The organism is Streptomyces sp. NRRL F-5122, assembly GCF_001507435.1.
Classification (GTDB): Bacteria; Actinomycetota; Actinomycetes; order Streptomycetales; family Streptomycetaceae; genus Streptomyces; species Streptomyces lannensis.
In genome coordinates this window covers 266,281-286,655 of record NZ_LMWH01000254.1, presented here as the reverse complement: position 1 = coordinate 286,655, position 20,375 = coordinate 266,281, and the positions used below count along the sequence as shown (strand labels likewise).

Annotated in this window: 11 protein-coding genes; all 11 read left to right on the top strand. The window is 69.1% G+C overall.

Annotation, left to right across the window (positions count from 1 at the left end; translation table 11 throughout):
* Positions 1–174: 174 nt before the first annotated feature.
* Positions 175–3,828 carry a LamG domain-containing protein gene (locus tag ADL25_RS33090; protein ID WP_159045054.1) on the top strand — a complete coding sequence of 1,218 codons (3,654 nt, stop codon included), beginning with the start codon at positions 175–177 and terminating at the stop codon, positions 3,826–3,828.
* A gap of 92 nt (positions 3,829–3,920) precedes the next feature.
* A complete protein-coding gene (locus ADL25_RS33085) occupies positions 3,921–10,409 on the top strand; it encodes an RHS repeat domain-containing protein (RefSeq protein WP_079050718.1) in 6,489 nt (2,162 codons plus the stop codon).
* Positions 10,406–10,693 (top strand): hypothetical protein, encoded by a 288-nt coding sequence (locus ADL25_RS49275; RefSeq protein WP_115975308.1) that lies wholly within the window; start codon positions 10,406–10,408, stop codon positions 10,691–10,693. The genes ADL25_RS33085 and ADL25_RS49275 overlap by 4 nt, the downstream gene beginning before the upstream one ends.
* A gap of 205 nt (positions 10,694–10,898) precedes the next feature.
* Positions 10,899–11,219: a 50S ribosomal protein L21 gene (gene rplU / locus ADL25_RS33080; protein ID WP_059131566.1), complete on the top strand. Its 321-nt coding sequence runs from the start codon at positions 10,899–10,901 to the stop codon at positions 11,217–11,219.
* 14 nt (positions 11,220–11,233) lie between these two features.
* Positions 11,234–11,488, top strand: coding sequence for a 50S ribosomal protein L27 (rpmA, locus tag ADL25_RS33075; protein ID WP_059131565.1), 255 nt, complete (start codon positions 11,234–11,236; stop codon positions 11,486–11,488).
* Positions 11,489–11,615: 127 nt separating this feature from the next.
* Complete coding sequence (obgE, locus tag ADL25_RS33070; RefSeq protein ID WP_059131564.1) at positions 11,616–13,052, top strand: GTPase ObgE; 1,437 nt, start codon at positions 11,616–11,618, stop codon at positions 13,050–13,052.
* 276 nt (positions 13,053–13,328) lie between these two features.
* Positions 13,329–14,879 carry an alkaline phosphatase D family protein gene (locus tag ADL25_RS33065; RefSeq protein WP_059131563.1) on the top strand — a complete coding sequence of 517 codons (1,551 nt, stop codon included), beginning with the start codon at positions 13,329–13,331 and terminating at the stop codon, positions 14,877–14,879.
* Between the two features lie 181 nt (positions 14,880–15,060).
* Positions 15,061–15,558: a hypothetical protein gene (locus ADL25_RS51950; protein ID WP_324614076.1), complete on the top strand. Its 498-nt coding sequence runs from the start codon at positions 15,061–15,063 to the stop codon at positions 15,556–15,558.
* An 18-nt stretch (positions 15,559–15,576) separates the two neighbouring features.
* A complete protein-coding gene (locus ADL25_RS51945) occupies positions 15,577–16,059 on the top strand; it encodes a hypothetical protein (protein ID WP_323874413.1) in 483 nt (160 codons plus the stop codon).
* A 454-nt stretch (positions 16,060–16,513) separates the two neighbouring features.
* Positions 16,514–18,013: a bifunctional cytidylyltransferase/SDR family oxidoreductase gene (locus ADL25_RS33055; protein ID WP_059131562.1), complete on the top strand. Its 1,500-nt coding sequence runs from the start codon at positions 16,514–16,516 to the stop codon at positions 18,011–18,013.
* A 213-nt stretch (positions 18,014–18,226) separates the two neighbouring features.
* Positions 18,227–20,299 (top strand): hypothetical protein, encoded by a 2,073-nt coding sequence (locus ADL25_RS33050; protein WP_059131561.1) that lies wholly within the window; start codon positions 18,227–18,229, stop codon positions 20,297–20,299.
* The last annotated feature ends 76 nt before the right edge of the window (positions 20,300–20,375 follow it).

Here is a 20,375-nt window from a genome sequence, read left to right as displayed (position 1 = left end):
GTATGCGCTCGTGCGACGACCAGGTCGGCACGGGCCGCCGGAAGGCGGCGTCCGTCGCCGCCTTCCGGCCGATAGTCCGGCGACGACACGCCCACCGTGTGACACAGGGCACCGCACCGGCCTTCCGGCGACCGGAACTTCGACACACACATGATTCGACTGGGGAGTGGACGCGTGTCCGCAGACAGACACAGACCGATACGGCGCGGCCCGGTGCTGCGCGGTGCCGTGGCGGCCGCCGTCGCCGGTGCCGTGGTGGCAGGTGCCCTGGCGGTCCTTCCGGGCGGCGCTCCGGCGCGGGACCAGGCACCCGTCGCGGCCGACAAGCCCGTGCAGACCGAGCAGGAGGCCTTGGCCGCCGCCAAGGAGAGCGGCAGGAAGACCGAAGTCGTCGGGCTGCGAACCGAGCGCCGGGAGATCTTCGCCGAGCCCGACGGTACGTTCACCGCCCGCGAGTACACCGAGCCCGTCCGCACGGTCCAGGCCGGCAAGTGGGTGGACATCGACGAGACACTGGTGAAGCGGACCGACGGTAGCTGGGGGCCGAAAGCCGCCACCGTCGACCTGTCGTTCTCGGGCGGACAGGCGGGCAAGCCCTTTGTGACGATGCAGCGGGCGGGCCGGGAACTTGCTCTGACCTGGCCGTACGGGAAGCTGCCGGCACCCGAGGTCGACGGTGACACCGCCACCTACGTCGATGCCCTGCCGGGCGTCGACCTGACGGTGCGCGCCGAGGCGGACGGCTTCGGTCATCTGCTGGTCGTCAAGACACCCGAGGCGGCGGCCGACCCGAAGCTGGCCCGGCTCGACCTCGGCCTGACCACCGGCGGTCTGAAGGTCAAGGAGGATGCCTCCGGCGCCATCACCGCCGAGGACGCGGAGGTGGGCGGCACTGTCTTCCAGGCGGGCAAACCCGCCATGTGGGACTCCGCCGCAGTCCAGGAGGCCGCCGCCAGGAAGCAGGGTCCCAAGGCCGTCGCGAAGGCGCTGAAGGCCGCCGCGGCCGGTGCGGACGCGACCAGCACCGCCGGGCCCCGGGCGGAGAAGGCCCCCGCCGCCGCCCTGGAGGGTCCGGGCGGCGGTGGACGCGTTGCGCCGCTCGGCGTCGAGGTGGGCAAGGGCAAGTTGAGCCTCGTCCCCGACCAGAAGCTCCTCAGGAGCGCGGACACCGTCTTCCCCGTCGTCATCGACCCGATCCAGCGCACCACCTCGCGCACCTCCTGGACCGGCGTCATGTCGGGCATGCCGAGCGAGCAGGACTGGAAGTACTCGGGCAGCGCAGGCGTCGGCAAGTGCCCCACCGACTACAGCCCGGTGTCGTGCAACGGCGTCGGCGTGCGCCGCGTGCTGTTCACGATGCCGCTCTCCTTCTACAAGGGGAAGCAGATCCTGGGCGCGACCTTCTCCGCGCGGGTGGAGCACATCTACAGCGCCTCCCCCACGGCCGAGCCCGTCCAGCTGTACCGGATCGGCGGCCAGAACTACGCGCTCAGCTCGTCCAGCAACTGGTCCAACACCTCGGACGACTGGGACGACTACCTGCAGACCGTCGACAAGGCGATCTCCCCGACCTCCTGCTCCAGCCAGGCCAACCTGCACTTCGAGAGCGGTGCCACGGGCGAGCTGACCAGCGAGATCAAGACGGCGGCCGCCGGCGGCTGGAACTCGATGACGCTGGGCCTCCGGGCCGCCGACGAGTCCCGTTTCGCGGAGTGGAAGCGGATCTGCGGCAACGCCTACCTGTCGATCAAGTACAACAATCTGCCGCGGCAGATCAAGGCGTCGGACATGTATACGGACCCGGGTGGCCTGTGCAAGTGGGGCTCGACACGTGAGTACACAGATGTCCCGCCGAAGCTCCAGGCCATCGCGAGCGACCCGGACCACGGCAACGGCCAGACCGACAAGGTCAAGGTCGAGTTCAAGGTGGAGTGGACCGACCCCACCACCAAGGAGGCCAAGTCCTACAGCTATCTGACACCGGACTGGCTCTCACCGACGACCAGCACCAAGTTCACGCACACCGTCAAATCGACGATCCCGCAGAACACCGTCATCTACTGGAGCGCGCGGGCCTATGACGGTGACGGCTACGGTCCCTGGAGCTACGACGGCGATCCCGCACAGCGCTGCGAGTTCATCTACGACAAGACGTTCCCCGGCAAGCCGAACGTGCTGTCCAAGCAGTACCCGTCGGACACCGTCTACCACGACGGGGTGGGCACCTATGGCACCTTCACCTTCGCGCCCAACCCGAACGACTCCATCCCGGACACGGACGTCGTCAAGTACCTGTACGCCTTCGACAGCGACGCCTCCCCGGCGACCTCGGCCACCCCGTCCGCAGCGGGCGGCTCCGTCTCCGTGTCCTGGATGCCGACCCGGGCCGGACGGCACTGGGTCGACGTGATCGCCGTGGACAAGGCCGCGCACCCGAGCAGCAAGGCGCACTACGAGTTCCTGGTGAGCGAGGGCACTCCCGTCGTCGCCCAGTGGAACCTCGCCGACCAGGCCGGTGATGTCGAGGCCCACGACGAGAGCGGTGAATTCTCGGCGACCGCGGGCACGGCTGTCACCTTCGGCGTGGACGGACCCGGCGGCAAGGTCGACAGGGCCGCCCGTTTCGACGGCACCGGTGAGTCGTATCTCGATGCCAGTGAGACCGTCCTCGACACGGCCGGCAGCTTCAGTGTCAGCGCCTGGGTACGCCCCACGGGGCTGGACAAGGACATGACGGTCGTCAGCCAGGACGGCACCGGCGAACCCGGTTTCACTCTCGGCTACGACGCGTCCGCGCAGACGTGGAAGTTCGCCGTCCCGGTCAACGACGTGGACACGCTCGGCGAGTGGAAGGCCGTCTCCACAGGGGTGGCCCCGGTCAAGGACCAGTGGGTGCTGCTGACCGGCGTGTACGACGCGCAGAAGAGCGGCGGTCCTCAGCTCCAGCTCTACGTCAACAAGGATCTGAAGGGCTCTGCCACGCGACGCTCCACCTGGAGGTCGTACGGACCGCTGCAGATCGGCCGCGCCACGGCGAAGAGCGGCTACCGCGACCACTTCGTCGGTGACCTCGCCGAGGTCCGTGTCTTCGACCGCGTCCTGCCGGCGACCCAGGTGGCCGAACTGATCACGATCAAGCCCGAGCGCAAGGGCTACTGGCAGCTCGACGCCGCGACCGGCGCTGCCTCCGCGGAGACCGGTGGGGGCCAGGCGCTGACCCTTGCGGGCAACGCCTCCATCTACCGCCCGGCCGACATCTTCGACAACGCCGCACTGGTCGGCGAGGGCAACCTGCTCCTGGACGGCGACGGGGACTATGCGTCCACCGCCACCGCCCCGGTCACCGGCAACAGCAGCTTCACCGTGACCGCCCGCGCCCAGCTCACCTCGCTGGACCCGGAGAAGTCGCAGACGGTGCTGTCCCTGCCGGGTGCCAACGCCAACCGCGTCCAGGTCCGCTACCAGTCGGCCAACCAGCAGTGGGAGCTGGCCGTGGCCAGGACCGACGCGGCCGCGCCCGAAGTCGTCACCTTCACCGACGACCAGGAACTGCCCGACACCGGAGGCTCCGGTCAGCATCTGGCGGTCGTCTACGACGCCTTCGCCAACTCGATCCGGTTGTACGTCGAGGGCCAGCTGGTCGCAGGCGCCTACGGCACGGACGACACCCTGTGGTCCGCCACCGGCGGTCTGCAGGTCGGCCGTTCGCTGCGCGGGGCGAGCGAGTACTTCGCCGGCGCCATCGACGAGATCCGCGTCTACAGCGGTGCAGCCGACCAGATCGCAGTGCAGCAGATGGCAGCGCTGACGGCCGTACCCGACATGTGACGGGCCGTCATCTCCGAGGTGTGCCGGGCCGGTGGCGGCCCGGCACACCCCTCCGACCCATGGCTTTCTCCTCCGACCAGGGAGTTGTCCCCATGCTCTTCCGTGGCCGCTCACTGAGCCGCCGCCTGCCCAGACAGACGGTCGTCGCGACGGTACTCGGGCTCTCGCTCGCGCTGTCCGCGTCGTCGGTCCAGGCGGTGGCGTTCGACGACGGCATCCGGGGCCGCACCAGCCGCCCCGGTGTCCAGGACGACGGTGATCCCGCCAGGGGAACCGACGCGAAAGCGAAGTCCCGCCCCACCGACCCGGCGCGCAAGGCCGCGGTCAAGGGACTCGACAAGGCGGTGTGGCCCAAGCTGGGCGGCGCCGAAGTGAAGGTCGGCGCCACCGCCGAGGCCGGCGGTCTGCCGGTCAGGGTCGGCAAGGCCAGGACCAAGGCCGCGAAGGCCGCCGACAAGGTCCGCGTCGACGTCCTCGACCCGGCGCGTGCCGCGAAGCTCGGTGCCGGCGTCCTGCTCGGCGTCCAGCGCGCGGACGGTGAGGAGAAGGCCGCCAAGGTTCGCCTTACCGTGGACTACTCCGACTTCGCTGAGGGGTTCGGCGGCTCCTACGCCTCCCGTCTCCGGCTGGTCCAGCTCCCCGCCTGCGCCACCGTCGCCGTACCCGGCAGCAAGGCCTGCCCCGGGCAGCCCAAGGCGCTGCCCACGGTCAACGACGTGAAGACGGGCACCGTGTCCGCCGACGTGACCGCCGCCCCGGCCCCCGCCGAGGGCGTCTCCGGCATGGCGGCCACCGCGACCTCCCTCGTGGCCGTGGCCGCGGGCCCGTCGAGCGCACAGGGCACGTACAAGGCGACCGCGCTGTCTCCGTCGGCCAGTTGGAGCGTCGCCACCTCCTCCGGCGGCTTCAACTGGAACTACCCGCTGCGCACGGTGCCGACCCCGGGCGGCCTGGTGCCCACGGTGGGGCTCGGCTACTCCTCCCAGTCGGCGGACGGCCGCACCTCGGCCACCAACAACCAGGGTTCCTGGATCGGCGAGGGCTTCTCCTACGACCCCGGTTACATCGAGCGCCGCTACAAGCCGTGCGCCGACGACGGCCACACCGGCTCCGCCGAGCAGTGCTGGGCGTTCGACAACGCCACGATCATGCTCAACGGCTCCTCCGGGGAACTGGTCAAGGACGACACCACCGGCGAGTGGCACATGTCGGCCGACGACGGCACCAAGGTCGAGAAGCTGACCGGTGCCACCAACGGCGATGACGGCGGTTCGGGCGACAAGGGCGAGCACTGGAAGGTCACCACGCCCGAGGGCACGGAGTACTACTTCGGTCTGAACCGGCTGCCGGGCTGGGCCGCCGGCAACGAGGAGACCAATTCCGCCTGGACCGCGCCCGTCTTCGGCGACGACTCCGGTGAGCCGTGCTACAACACCACCTTCACCAGCGCCTATTGCCAGCAGGCCTGGCGCTGGAGCCTCGACTACGTCAAGGACACCCACGGCAACGTGATGTCCTACTTCTACGAGCGCGAGACCAACTACTACGCGCTCAACGGCAAGACGGACGTCAACGGCACCGCCTACCACCGCGGCGGCTACCTCGAGCGCGTCGACTACGGCCAGCAGGACGGCAAGGTCTACGCGGCGAAGGCCCCGGCCCGGGTCGTGTTCAACACCGCCGAACGCTGCCTGCCCGATGCGGACTTCGACTGCGCGGAGAGCAAGCGGATCAAGGCGAACGCCTCCCACTGGCCGGACGTACCGGTCGACCAGGAGTGCAAGTCCGGCACCAAGTGCACCTCGCCGGTCGCGACCTTCTTCACCACCAAGCGGCTGACGTCGGTCGTCACGCAGATGCGCAAGGACGCCACGAACTACCAGGACGTGGACGCCTGGACGTTCACGCACCTGTTCACCGACAACGGCGACGACTCCAAGACGCTGTGGCTGTCGAAGATCGAGAACGAGGGCAGGGTCGGCACGGCGGTCAAACTGCCGTCCGTCGATCTCTTCGGCGAGCAGCTCGCCAATCGCGTCGACGCGATCGGCGACAACATCGCGCCGTTCTACCGCTTCCGTCTGTCGATGGTGCTCAGCGAGACCGGCGCCCAGCTGGACGTCAACTACGCATCCACCGACTGTGCCAAGGCCACGCTGCCCAAGCCGGGCGAGTCGACCAAGCGCTGCTACCCGGTGAAGTGGGCCCCGCCGGGCTACACGGACCCGATCACGGACTGGTTCCACAAGTACGTGGTGTCGGCGATCATCGAGACCGACCGCACCGGCGGCAGCGACGCGATGGTCACCCGCTACGACTACCAGGGCGACGCGGCCTGGCGTAAGGCCAAGCCGGACGGCATCACCGACGACAAGTACCTGACCTGGGGCGGCTGGCAGGGTTACGGCAAGGTCAGGGTCACCAGCGGCACCGCCGACAAGCAGACCACCCGTGTCGATTACACGTTCCTGCAGGGCATGGACGGTGACAAGGACTCGGCCGGCAACACCCGCTCGGTCGCGGTCAAGGACTCCACGGGCACCTCGTACACCGACGAGGAGGAGTTCACCGGCCAGCAGCTGGAGGTCGCCACCTACGACGGCGACAAGTTGGTCGGCAAGACGATCAACACGCCGTGGAAGCACTACACCGCCACCCAGACCCGCAGCTGGGGCACCACCCGCGCGGCGATCGTGCGCACCCAGACCGGCCGCGGCTTCAGCCTGAAGTCCGACGGCACCTGGAGCGAGACGAAGTCCACGACGACGTACGACACCTCCAACGGCACCGGCCGGGTGCTGAACGTCGACGACCAGGGCGACGTCTCCACCGTCAAGGACGACACCTGCACCCGTACCACGTATGCGGACAACACGGCGAAGAACATCCTGTCGTTGCCCGCGCGCAGCGAGGTCGTCTCGGTCAGGTGCGCCACCACGCCCGACCGCAAGACGCAGGTCCTGGCGGACGAGCGCACCTCGTACGACAGTGGCGCGTTCGGCGTGGCGCCCACCAAGGGCGACGCGACCAAGACCGAGCGGCTGACCGCGCACGACGGCACCGCCGCGACCTACCAGGTCACGGGCGTCACGACCTACGACACGTACGGCCGCCCGCTGACCCAGAAGGACGCCAAGCAGTACGGCACCTCGGATCAGACGAAGACCGTCTACACCGAGACCAACGGCCTGCTGACGAAGACGACCGTCACCAATGCCCTCGGCCACGTCACCAGTACCGACTACGCCCCGGCCTGGGGCATGTCGACAGGGCAGACGGACCCGAACGGGAAGCGGACGGACCTCGCCTACGACGCGCTGGGCCGGCTGGCCTCCGTATGGCTGGCGGACCGGGCCTCGACGCAGACGCCGAGCATCAAGTACTCCTACAACGTCCGCAAGGACAAGGTCACCTCGATCAAGACCGAGAAGATCGGGAACGACGGCTCCTACGGAGCCGAGTACCAGCTCTACGACAGTATGCTGCGCCCCCGCCAGATCCAGACCGAGGGCCCCGGCGGCACCCACATGGCCGCCGACACCTGGTACGACGGCACGGGCAACGTCAGGAAGACCAACGCCACCTACAACGCGACCGGCGCCGCCTCGGACGAGCTGCAGCTCGTGAGCAACGGTCAGGTCGGCCAGCAGAGCCTGTTCGAGTACGACGGCCTGGGCCGCCCCACCGCCCAGATCTTCGCGGTCAGCGGCGCCGAGCAGTGGCGCACCACCACGGCCTACGACGGCGAGATCACCCGCGTCGACCCGCCGGCCGGTGGCGTGCCCACCACGACGATCACCGACAACCAGGGCAACGTCTCCGAGATCCGACACCACCGCGGCGCCTCGCCGAACGCAGGCGTGCCCTACGACTCGACGAAGTACACGTACAACACGGCCGGTCTGCTGGAGACGGTCACCGACGCCAAGAACAACGTGTGGCGGTACGAGTACGACCAGCTGGGCCGCAAGACGAAGTCGGTGGATCCGGACGCGGGGACCTCGCGCACGGAGTACGACGAGCTGGACCGCCCGGTCGTCTCGTACGACGGACGCGACAAGAAGACCTCGACGGTCTACGACAAGCTCGGCCGCGTCACCACGACCTGGCTGGGTGACGCCAACACCGGCACCAAGCTGACGGAGACGAGGTACGACAAGGCGGGCTGGCTGGGACAGGCGTACGGAACACTCAGCTACATCTCGCCGACGGAGTACTTCGCCACGGCCGTCCAGTCCATGGACGAGTTCTACCGTCCGTTGAAGACGGGGTACCAGGTCCCTGCTTCGCAGGGTGCCCTCGCCGGCACCTACGTCTACACCTCCACATACAACCGGGACGGCACACTCCAGAGTTCCGGCCTGCCCGCCCTCGGTGATCTGCCGGCGGAGGCACTGACCTACACCTACGACGCCCTTCAGCGTCCGATGACGATGACGGGCAGCACCTCGTACGTCACCAGCACCGTCTACTCCAAGAACAGTCTGCTCCAGCAGCTGGAGCTGTCCACGGGCAGCGGCAAGAAGGTGTGGCAGACGTTCGGCTACGAGACGGGCACCGACCGGCTGACCCGCTCGGTGGTGGACGTCTACGGCGCGACCGCCCCGGCCAAGGAGTCGAACTACTCCTACGACCAGGCGGGCAACGTCCTGTCCATTGCGGACACCGCCAACTCGGCCTCGCCGGACGTGCAGTGCTTCGCCTACGACAGCCGGCAGCGACTCCAGGACGCCTGGACCCCCGCGGCCACCGCAACGACCGCGGCCGGCTCCGGCACCCGCGGGTCCACCACGCCTGTGGACGGCTCCGGCCCCACGGCCTGTGACTCCGTGGCAGGTTCGAGCGCGCTCGGCGGTCCGGCCCCGTACTGGAAGTCGTACGAGACCGACGCCATCGGCAACCGCGTCTCGGAGATCAACCACGACACCGGGCTGGACGCGGCGAAGAACATCACCCGCAGCTACGAGCACGGCGGCGCGGGCGCCCTCGGCGACGGACCGCACCAGGTCACCAAGGTCACCGAGAAGACCCCGACCGGGGATCGGCAGTCGACGTACGAGTACGACGACGCGGGCGACACCACCAAGCGCACCCTCGGCGGCAACGCCCAGGTCCTGGCCTGGGACGACTCCGGTGCCTTGACCAAGGTCACCGAGGCGGGTGGTTCGCAGACGAGCTATCTGTACGACGCGTCCGGCAACCGGGTACAGCGCAAAGACCCCTCCGGAACCACCGTCTACCTGCCCGGCACCGAGCTGAAGCTGTCGGCCGACGGCACCAAGACGGAGGCCACCCGGTACTACGAGTACGCCGGACAGACCGTTGCGGTGCGTACCGCCGCGAAGGTTTCGTTCATCGCCGCCGACCATCACGGCACGGGCGAGCTGGCGATCGACTCCGCGACCGGGGCGATCTCCCAGCGGCGCTACGACCCCTTCGGCGTCGAGCGCGGTGAGAAGACCGGCACCTGGCCGGGGGAGAAGGGCTACGTCGGCGGCACGATCGACGCCTCGACCGGGCTGACCCACCTCGGGGCGCGTGAGTACGACGCGGTGATCGGCAAGTTCATATCGGTCGACCCGGTCATCGACTACACGCAGCCGCAGCAGATCAACGGCTACGCCTACGCCAACAACTCCCCGGTCACCCACGCCGACCCCAGCGGCATGATCGTCCCGGAGTGCCGGGAGGGCCTGATCGAGTGCCGCGGTGGCATTCCGGTCACCAACACCGATCCGGAGGTCTCGAAGGCGCAGTCGGACGTCAGCAAGGCGTCCGGCGACGTGGCGGCGGCCCAGCAGCAGCAGGCGTCCGCCAGGCAGCGCATCAAGTCGGCGGGCAAGGCACTGGTCAAGATCGCCCGGGACATCCTCGGTGTGGACGCGGCGCTGGACTGCATCTCCACCGGTGACGTCGGCTCCTGCGGCGAGACGCTGCTCAACATCGCCGGCAGCTTCGCGGGCGGCCTGGCGGGCAAGATCCTCGCCAAGTACGGCGCGCCGTGGAAGTGGGCCAAGGGCATCAAGCTCGCCAAGCGGGTGACCGGCCTGGTCGGAGACCTGATCGGCGGCGTCAAGGGCCTGTGGAAGGCCAACAAGGCAGTGGGCCGGGCGAAACTCGGGCTTTCCAAAGCCGCGGAGAAGTTGGCGGAGGTCAGAAAGAAGGCCGCGGCCGCCGCCAAGAAGAACAAAGCAACGGACGAGGCGGATGCGGACAGTCTGCTGCGCCAGGGCGGCGGCCGCGCCGGTGGCGCCAAGCGACTGCCTATGACGATGGAGTGTGTCTGCCGGGTCGCCGAGAAATACGGAATCGAGATATCCGATCTCAACATCAGGATCGACAAGGCGAAGGCGGGCTTCTACGGCTCCACCGCTCCGAATCACAGGGTGACTCTGACGCGCGATGCCTTCCGGAGTGAGGAACAGCTCGCCCGGACTCTCGTGCATGAGCGCAAGCACGTCGAGGACCTACGCAACGGCGCGCCGTATCCACCGGACTACGACGCCGGTAACATCTGGGAGACCGAGGCCCGCGCATTCGAGAACGACTGGTGGGACAACGTCGGAAAGGCTCTCGAATGAGTGAGTTCTCGGTGTGGCTGGATGAGTACCAGAGGATCTACCAAAGACCTCGGTCCATCGGTTCACGCCCTTGTCCCCACTGCCTCGCCCGGGCGCTGCGGCTGGTGTTCGTCGTCCCTTCGCCGGAAGCGGAGAGCGGAACAGCGGCATTCTGGTGTGCCTCGTGCCTAAGAGGTCTGATTCCGCTGCGCGCGCCTGTGCCCGCCGACGCCGAGCGGTCGGTCGAGGGCACCGAGGCCGTTCCCAATTACACGCTGGTGGTGGATACGGGGGACGCCGACTGACGCAAGGCGGCCGAAGGTTCCGCGGGGCCCGGTTTGACCCCTCAAGCCGGGCCCCGTAACCTTGACCGTCGGCGTGTCCACAGACCCGCCACATCCCCGTAAACCTCTTCCTTCCGGGCACGGGCCGTGACCGGAAGAGGCCGTCCGTTCTGCCGGGCGGCTGGACTGCGGGGGTGCCGTTCCCGAGCGAGAGAGTGAGATCCGCGTGTACGCCATCGTGCGCAGCGGTGGTCGCCAGCACAAGGTTGCTGTCGGCGACATCGTTGAGGTTGACAAGATTTCCACTGCCAAGGTTGGCGACGCGGTCGAGCTCTCGACCCTGCTCGTTGTCGACGGCGACGCTGTGACCAGCGACCCGTGGGTGCTGGCCGGCATCAAGGTCCAGGCCGAGGTCGTGGACCACCACAAGGGCCAGAAGATCGACATTCTGCGCTACAAGAACAAGACCGGCTACCGCCGTCGCCAGGGCCACCGCCAGCAGTACACGGCGATCAAGGTCACTGAGATCCCCACGGCTGCGAAGTAAGGGACTGAGGAGAAATGGCACACAAGAAGGGCGCATCGTCCACCCGGAACGGTCGCGACTCCAATGCCCAGCGGCTCGGCGTGAAGCGCTTCGGCGGTCAGGTCGTCAACGCGGGTGAGATCCTGGTCCGCCAGCGCGGCACCCACTTCCACCCGGGCTCCGGCGTCGGCCGTGGCAGCGACGACACGCTGTTCGCGCTGCAGGCCGGTGCGGTGGAGTTCGGTACCCACCGTGGCCGCAAGGTCGTGAACATCGTCTCGGTCGCCTGAATCATCTGATTCACGGCTTTTCGACCGAACTTTTCGCGAGGCGGACCTCACTTCCCGGTCGGGAAGGCGGGTCCGCCTTTCGCGTGTTGACTCAACACATATCCGAATTTTCTGGAGGCACTGCACCATGACCACCTTCGTGGACCGCGTCGAACTCCACGTCGCCGCGGGTAACGGAGGCCACGGCTGCGCCTCCGTGCACCGCGAGAAGTTCAAACCGCTGGGCGGCCCCGACGGCGGCAACGGCGGCCGCGGCGGCGACGTGATCCTCACCGTCGACCAGTCGGTCACCACGCTTCTCGACTACCACCACTCCCCGCACCGCAAGGCCACCAACGGCAAGCCCGGCGAGGGCGGCTTCCGGGCCGGCAAGGAAGGCCAGGACCTGGTCCTGCCGGTGCCGGACGGCACGGTCGTGCTCGACAAGGCGGGCAACGTGCTCGCCGACCTGGTCGGGCACGGGACGTCGTACATCGCCGCCCAGGGCGGCCGCGGTGGCCTCGGCAACGCGGCGCTGGCCTCGGCCCGCCGCAAGGCGCCCGGCTTCGCGCTGCTCGGCGAGCCCGGCGACCTGCAGGACGTCGTCCTCGAGCTGAAGACGGTCGCGGACGTGGCCCTCGTCGGCTACCCGAGCGCGGGCAAGTCCTCGCTGATCTCCGTGCTCTCCGCGGCCAAGCCGAAGATCGCCGACTACCCGTTCACCACCCTCGTCCCGAACCTGGGCGTGGTCACCGCGGGCTCGACCGTGTACACCATCGCCGACGTGCCGGGACTGATCCCGGGCGCCAGCCAGGGCAAGGGCCTGGGCCTCGAATTCCTGCGGCACGTCGAGCGGTGCAGCGTGCTCGTGCACGTACTGGACACGGCCACGCTGGAGTCCGACCGCGACCCGGTCTCCGACCTCGACGTCATCGAGGAGGAGCTGAAGCAGTACGGCGGCCTCGGCGACCGTCCGCGGATCGTCGTCCTGAACAAGATCGACGTACCGGACGGCAAGGATCTGGCCGATATGGTGCGGCCCGATCTGGAGGCCCGCGGATACCGCGTCTTCGAGGTGTCGGCGGTGGCACACCTCGGGCTGAAGGAGATCTCGTACGCCCTCGGCGACCTGGTCGCGAGGGCGCGGGCCGCCAAGCCGAAGGAGGAGGCGACCCGGATCGTCATCCGGCCGAAGGCCGTCGACGAAGCGGGCTTCACGGTGACGCGCGAGGAAGACGGTCTGTTCCGCGTGCGTGGCGAGAAGCCCGAGGGCTGGGTGCGCCAGACCGACTTCAACAACGACGAGGCCGTCGGCTACCTCGCCGACCGGCTCAACCGCCTCGGTGTCGAGGACAAGCTGATGAAGGCGGGCGCGAGGTCCGGCGACGGCGTCGCCATCGGGCCCGAGGACAACGCGGTCGTCTTCGACTGGGAGCCCTCGGTGACGGCGGGCGCGGAGATGCTCGGCCGGCGCGGCGAGGACCACCGGCTCGAGGCGCTGCGTCCCGCCGCTCAGCGCCGCCGGGAGAATCAGGCCGAACGGGACGAAGCCCAGCGGGACTTCGACGACTTCGAACCGTTCTGAGCGATCCACAGCGACGTCGTAGCGATGTAGCGACGTCGTAGGGCCCGACGCCCGGGGACGGGACGACCGTCCCCGGGCGTCGGCTCGCACATTCCACCCCGTCATCGGCCGGACGGCCGCACACCCACGCACGGGGCGCATCGGCCTCCGTTCGCCCTCTTCGCTTCTGGTCATGCATTTGTCATGCCCGCGCTCCATTTCGTTCAGTGTCGGGGCTGCCACGGTGTGTGAGCATCGCCATGTCGAAGAGACTCGCGACGCAAGGGGAGTTCGGGGATGGAACGAGCAGTCTCCAGCGATCGACGCCGCTTTCTCACCACGGGTGCCGCGGTGCTCGGGGCCACGGCCGCCGCCCAACTGGGGCTGCCGCATGTGGCGCGGGCCATCGAACCGCCCCTGCCCGACCATGTGTTCAGACTCGGAGTGGCCTCCGGCGATCCGCTCCCGGACGGCATCGTGCTGTGGACCCGGCTCGCCCCCGATCCGCTGCACGGCGGCGGCATGCCCGACCGCCCGGTGACCGTGGAGTGGGAGGTCGCCGAAGACGAGCGGTTCCGGCGGACGGTGCGGCGCGGTGCCACCAGGGCCCTGCCGGCGCTCGGTCACAGCGTCCATGTCGACGTGCGCGGGCTGCGCCCGGGTCGCGCCTACTGGTACCGCTTCCGCACCGGCGGCCGGCTCTCGCCCCTCGGGCGCACCCGTACGGCTCCCGATCCGCAGGGCTCAGGAGGGCGTCTGCGACTCGCGCTGGCCTCCTGCCAGAACTGGCAGCAGGGCTACTTCACCCCGTACGCGGACATGCGCGCCCAGGACCCGGACGTCGTGCTGTTCGTCGGCGACTACATCTACGAGTCCCTGCCCGCCGCCGGCGCCGTGCGCCGCCACGAGGGCAGCGACGAGCCGTACACACTCGTCCAGTACCGCAACCGCTACGCCCAGTACCGCACCGACCCGCATCTGGCCGCGATGCACGCCGCCGCGCCCTGGGTGGTCACCTTCGACGACCACGAGGTCGACAACGACTACGCGGGCCAGGTTCCGCAGGACCCCGCCAAGCAGTCCCACGCCGCGTTCGTGGCCCGGCTGACCGCCGCCTACCAGGCGTACTACGAGCACATGCCGGTGCGTGCGAGCGCGATCCCGAAGGGACCGCACATCCAGATGTACCGGCGGCTGGAGTTCGGGCGCCTTGCGCGGCTGAACGTGCTGGACACCCGGCAGTTCCGCAGCGACCAGGCGACAAGCCAGTCGGGCGCCAAGAGCGCCTCGGCGACCATGCTCGGCGCCCGGCAGAAGCAGTGGCTGCTGGACGGACTGCACCGCTCTCCGGCCCGCTGGAACCTGATCGCCTCGCAGATCATGATGGCCGAGACCGACCTCCAGGTGGGCCGGGGCAAGCTCTGGTACTACGACGCCTGGGACGGCTACCAGGCCGAACGCAACGCCTTCATGAAGGAGTTCACGAAGGTCCGCAACCCGGTCGTGCTCTCCGGCGACCGCCATCTGACGATGGTGAGCGACCTCAAGCGGGACTTCGCCGACCCGCGCTCCGCCGTGGTCGGCGCCGAGTTCGTCGGCACCTCCATCTCCAGCGGCGGCGACCAGGACCTGGCGGCCTTCCGCCGCGACTGGGACCCGCGCAAGGCGGACAATCCGCACTGGAAGCTGATCGACGCCCATCGCGGCTACCACCTCTTCGACATCCGCTCCGACGGCATCGACGCCCAGGTCAGGGTCCCGGAGACGGTACTGCGCCCGGAGGCTGTCTCCAGGACCTTCGCCCGGCTGCGGGTCGAGGCGGGCAGGCCGGGTGTGCGGTTGGTGTGAGGCGCGGGGCCCGGTGGCTCGCGTCCCGGGCTGCGGCCGGTGTGAGGCGGAGGTCCGTGGTGCGCGGCCGGATGGCCCGTGTCCCGGACCGGCGGGCCGAGGCAGGGGGAGCCCGGGACTCATCCATGTCCCAGGCTCCTCTCACACCTGCTTCAGAAGCGTCTCTTACCTTCCGTTGGCCATGGAGACGGACTGTACGACCAGGAACCCGCTGTTGCTTCCGGCCGGCACCCGACTGCCGCACATCGGCCCGCACAAGACCGGAACCACGTCCGTGCAGGCGGCGCTCTTCGCGGCCAGGGACACGATGGCCGCCCGCGGTGTGGACTTCCCCGCCCGCACCCGGCACTCCATGGAAGCGGCGCTCGCCGCGTGTGCCCGGCCCGCGATGATGGGCGGCACCGTGGCCACCGAGGGCCACTGGCGGCGGCTCGTGGAGCAGGTGCAGGCGACGGGGACACGTACCTCTGTGGTCAGCAGCGAGTTCTTCGCCGACGCGGAGGGCCACGACACCGTCGCCCGGATCGTCCGCGAGCTGGGTGGCCCCGGGGCCTTGGCCGGGGAAACCGAGCCGGGGACCCCGGGGAGGCTGCACGTCCTGGTCACACTGCGCCCGCCGGCGAAGATCCTGCCGTCGCAGTGGCAGCAGTACGTGCAGAACGGGCTGCGCATGGGGTAAGAGGACTGGCTCGACCACATGCTGCGCAAGCCGCCGTACGAGAAGCCCACGCCCAGCTTCTGGCGGCGTCACCGCCACGACCGGCTCGTCGAGCGCTGGGCCGGGGTCGTCGGCCCGGAGCGGGTCTCCGTCGTCGTGGTCGACGACCGCGACCGCGGCGGCCTCCTGCGTACCTTCGAGTCCCTCCTGGCCCTCCCCGCCGGCCTTCTCAAGGAGGTGCCGGAGGCGGCGAACCGGTCTCTCGCATCAGCCGAGACCGAAATGCTGCGTCGAGTGAATATCGAGTTCCGCGGTCATGGGCTGCCGGACGAGCTGTATTCCGCACTCGTGCGCAACGGCGCCGTCCTGCGGATGAAGAGCAGCCGCGCACCGGGGCCGGACGACCACCGGATCCACACACCCCGGTGGGCGCTGGAGGAGGCCGCCGCCGTGGGTGCGGAGGCCGGCGCGCGGATCGGCCCTCGGGGTGCGGGTCGTCGGAGACCTGTCGCTGCCGGCTGAGGCCCCGTCAGGGGCGGACGGGCAACCGGGGCCGCCCGCGCCGAGGATCGCGCCCGAAGTGGTGGCGCGGGCCCTGTACGGGGCGCCGGCCGCGACCGCGGCGCTCCAGGGCGCAGCCACGGTGCGGTCCGTGCAACGGACCTCGTCCCGCGAGTTGCTCAGGGTGCTCGGCCACCGAGCGCTACGGCGGATGCGCCGACGGTGAGTGCGCCGCGCACCCGGTCTTCGTGTTCGGAAGACGCCGCAGGGGAAAGTGCAACGAAAACGCGTGAGAAACGTGTGGAGTTACTCACAGCAAATCTGGACAATCCAGGCAGGCACTTCGGAGATCGACGAGGGTAGAAGGTGAATAGCAGGTTGCGCCTACATATGCAGCAGAGGGCGCTCACCTTGCACTTCGCTTACTGAAAGTGGGACCATCCGAAGGTTCCCTGAAGCCCGAGGTAGGTCACTTGTGTCTGAGCGCATAGCCAAGCCCCGTACCACCGCAGTGATCCTGGCTGGTGGCACCGGTCAGCGCGTGGGTCTGTCGATTCCGAAGCAGCTGCTGAAGATCGCCGGCAAGGCGGTGATCGAGCACACGCTGACCACCTTCGAGAAGGCCGACTCCATCGACGACGTCATCGTGCTGATGGCGCCGGGCTATGTGCCGGATCTCGAGAAGATCGTCGCCAAGGCGGGCTTCACCAAGGTGACGCAGATCATCGAGGGCGGCTCCACGCGGAACGAGACCACCGAGCGCGCCATCGCCGTGCTCGGTGAGGGGCTGGCCGAGGGCGAGGACCGCAACGTCCTGTTCCACGACGCCGTCCGCCCCCTGCTGTCGCGGCGCGTGATCGACGACTGCGTCGCGGCCCTGGAGCGCTACCAGGCCGTCGACGTCGCCATCCCGTCGGCGGACACCATCATCGTGACCCGCACGCACGGCGAGGACGGCGAATTCATCACCGAGATCCCGGACCGCTCCCGGCTGCGCCGCGGCCAGACCCCGCAGGCGTTCAAGCTGTCCACGATCCGCCGCGCCTACGAGGTCGCCGCGGGCGACCCCAACTTCCAGGCCACCGACGACTGCACCGTCGTTCTCAGGTATCTGCCGGACGTGCCGATCCACGTGGTCGCGGGCGACGAGTACAACATGAAGGTCACGCAGCCGGTCGACGTGTTCATCGCCGACAAGCTGTTCCAGCTCGCCTCCACCGCCGCGCCCGAGCAGAACGGCGAGGAGGCCTACCGGGAACTCCTCAGCGGCAGGACCGTCGTCGTCTTCGGCGGCTCGTACGGCATCGGCAAGGACATCGCCGAGCTGGCCGAGTCCTATGGCGCCAAGGTGTATGCGCTCGGCCGCTCCACCACCGGAACGCACGTGGAGAACCCGGAGGAGGTCGACGACGCGCTGTCCAAGGCCTACGCCGAGACCGGACGCATCGACTACGTCGTCAACACCGCCGGCGTGTTGCGCATCGGCAAGCTCGCCGAGACCGACAACGCGACCATCGAGGAAGCGCTGAAGGTCAACTACCTGGCCCCGGTGCAGATCGCCCGCTCCTCCTACAAGTACCTCGCCGAGACCCAGGGGCAGTTGCTGCTGTACACCTCCAGCAGCTACACCCGCGGCCGCGCCGAGTACAGCCTGTACTCCTCGACCAAGGCGGCCATGGTGAACCTCACCCAGGCGCTGTCCGACGAATGGGCCGGCGACGGCATCCGCGTCAACTGCATCAACCCGGAGCGCACCGCCACCCCGATGCGCACCAAGGCCTTCGGGCAGGAGCCCGACGGCTCGCTGCTGTCCTCCGAGGCGGTGGCGCGGACCTCGCTCGATGTCCTCGTCTCCGAACTGACCGGCCATGTCATCGACGTACGCCAGCAGGATCCGACGGCGGACGCGGGCAGGGCATCCGGTTTCGAAGCGGCTCTGGCCGGCGTCCTGGACCGCCAGGACGGCGTGGCGTAGTCGAAATTTCCTTGGTTTCCGGAATTCAGGCCTCTGTGATTGCGCGACGAATGCGCGGACGCAGGGGCCTGAATCCATAAAATCCAGATCGGCTGCAGGAACTTTCCGATTCCTTTTCGAAGACCTACCGAAGTTTTTCTCCGTACCACCACCGGCACTCTCCCTCCAAGAGCAGGTTCCCCCGTGATTTCCACCGCTATACGCGTTGCCCGGGTGGGCAGTGCGGCCGAGCTTGCCGCGGCGGCCCTCATGATGCTGGGCTTCCCCGTGCTGATGCTGGCCGCGCTCCTCCCGAGCGTCGGTGCCTTCGCGGCCGCGGCCGCAGTGACGTACCTCGCGGACCACTTTCTGCATCGGCGCGGCAGCTATCTGATCAACCGCCTCGGCAAGGTGCGGGCCGGTCTGTCCATACGGTTCCTGATCAGACAGCTGCTGCTGGTCCTGCTCATGGCCCGGCTCTCGCTCTCCAGCGACGTGGTCTTCTACGCGGCGATCGGCTGCTTCCTCGCCTTCTACGGCTTCCAGGCCCCGCACGGCGCCCTGGTCACCCTGATCCGCAACCGCCGCAGGATGCCGATCGCCACCCGCAACGTCGACCTCGTCTCGCGGATCCGCATCCCGGACGCCCCGCCGCGTCTGCTGCTCGACCGCGCCGCCGAGAAGATGCTCCACCTCGACCTCGCCGCCGTTGTCGGCCTGCTGGTCACCGCCGCCACCGACCGGGTCGTCTACGGCCTCACCGGCGTGGCCGTCACCCTGGTGCTGGCCTTCCTCTACGTCGCCGCGCTCGTCCCGTACATCCGCGGCCGGAGGATCCCGCCGAAGGCGGACGCGGTACTCAAGGCGGTCAGTGCCTGGTTGCGCGAGTACCGCCCGGAGACGGTGCTGTACTTCTCGGGCTCCAAGGACTCGGCCTACCAGGTCAACATGTGGCTGGACACGATGGAGCGGCTGGAGACCCGTCCGCTGATCATCCTCCGCGAGCGCGCCATCCTGGAGAACCTCCAGCCCACCACGGTCCCCGTCATCTGCGTGCCCGGAGGGGTGCACCTGATGAACCTGGACCTGTCCACGGTGCGCGTCACGCTGTACGCGGCGAACGTCGGCAAGAACATCCACATGCTGCGCGTCCCGACGATGAAGCACGTCTTCATCGGCCACGGCGACAGCGACAAGCTCGCCAGCGTCAACCCGTTCAGCAAGGTCTACGACGAGGTGTGGACGGCCGGCCGTGCGGGCCGTGACCGCTACGCCCTGGCCGACGTCGGCGTCCGCGACGACGACATCGTCGAGGTCGGCCGCCCGCAGCTCGCGCCCATCCAGCCCTGGCAGGGCGTGCCCGAGGGGCGCATCCCGACCGTCCTGTACGCCCCCACCTGGGAGGGCTGGGACGACAACCCGGGCAACACCTCGCTCCTGCTGGCCGGCGAGAACATCGTGAAGAAGCTGCTCGCCGCCGACCGGCCGGTCCGTGTCCTCTACAAGCCCCACCCCTTCACCGGGACCCGCAGCGCCAAGGCGGGCGCCGCGCACCGGCGGATCACCGCCCTGGTCGAGAAGGCCGCCACCGAGCGCGCCGCCGACCCGCGCTTCACCGCGGACGCCGCGGCCCAGACCCGCGCCAAGGCCGAGCTGGTCCGCATCACGGCCCGGCTCGGCGAGCTGAGCGGTCCGGTCGACGACAGCGGCGACGAAGCCGAGGCGACCCGCGACGGTCTGGTCGACGTGGCCAAGCACGAGGAGATCGCCCGGCTGCGGGCCGAGTGGAACGACGCCTACTGGCGCTCCTTCGGCTCCTGGCAGCACCGCGTCATCACGGGCTCCGAGCCGCGTCTGTACGACTGCTTCAACGTCTCCGACGCGATGGTCTCCGACATCTCCAGCGTGGTCTCCGACTTCATCGCGAGCGGCAAGCCGTACGCCGTCACCGACTCCGCGGAGCTGGGCGTCGAGGAGTTCAAGCGGCAGAACACGGCGGTACGCGCGGCCGTGATCCTGTCGAACTCCGCGCGTGAACTGGACGAGCTGCTGACGGCCGTCCGGGATCCCGCGGCAGACCCGCTGACCGCCGAACGCGGAGAGCTCAGGCGCTATCTGCTGGGCCCGGACGAGCCGACGTCGATCGAGCAGTTCAACGCCGCCGTGAGCGACCTGGCACAGAAGGCGGAGGCCCGCAACCACCGTCTGGAGACCGCCGGTCGGGGGACCGTCGCCGAGCGGGCGGGCGCGGTGCCCGGCCAGCGCCCCACACCCGCCGATGAGTCGACCGACGTGGTCAAGGGCTGACACGCGCCACGGCCCGAGGGCCCGGGCGCCGAGGGAGCACTCCTCGGCGCCCGGGCCCTTTCCTTGCTCTTACCGT

Bases quoted from the DNA above. Each gene is read 5' to 3' on its own strand.
- ADL25_RS33085 (WP_079050718.1), top strand. From the start codon at position 3,921: ATGCTCTTCCGTGGCCGCTCACTGAGCCGCCGCCTGCCCAGACAGACG.
- ADL25_RS49275 (WP_115975308.1), top strand. From the start codon at position 10,406: ATGAGTGAGTTCTCGGTGTGGCTGGATGAGTACCAGAGGATCTACCAA.
- rpmA (WP_059131565.1), top strand. From the start codon at position 11,234: ATGGCACACAAGAAGGGCGCATCGTCCACCCGGAACGGTCGCGACTCC.
- obgE (WP_059131564.1), top strand. From the start codon at position 11,616: ATGACCACCTTCGTGGACCGCGTCGAACTCCACGTCGCCGCGGGTAAC.
- ADL25_RS33065 (WP_059131563.1), top strand. From the start codon at position 13,329: ATGGAACGAGCAGTCTCCAGCGATCGACGCCGCTTTCTCACCACGGGT.
- ADL25_RS51950 (WP_324614076.1), top strand. From the start codon at position 15,061: ATGGAGACGGACTGTACGACCAGGAACCCGCTGTTGCTTCCGGCCGGC.
- ADL25_RS51945 (WP_323874413.1), top strand. From the start codon at position 15,577: ATGCTGCGCAAGCCGCCGTACGAGAAGCCCACGCCCAGCTTCTGGCGG.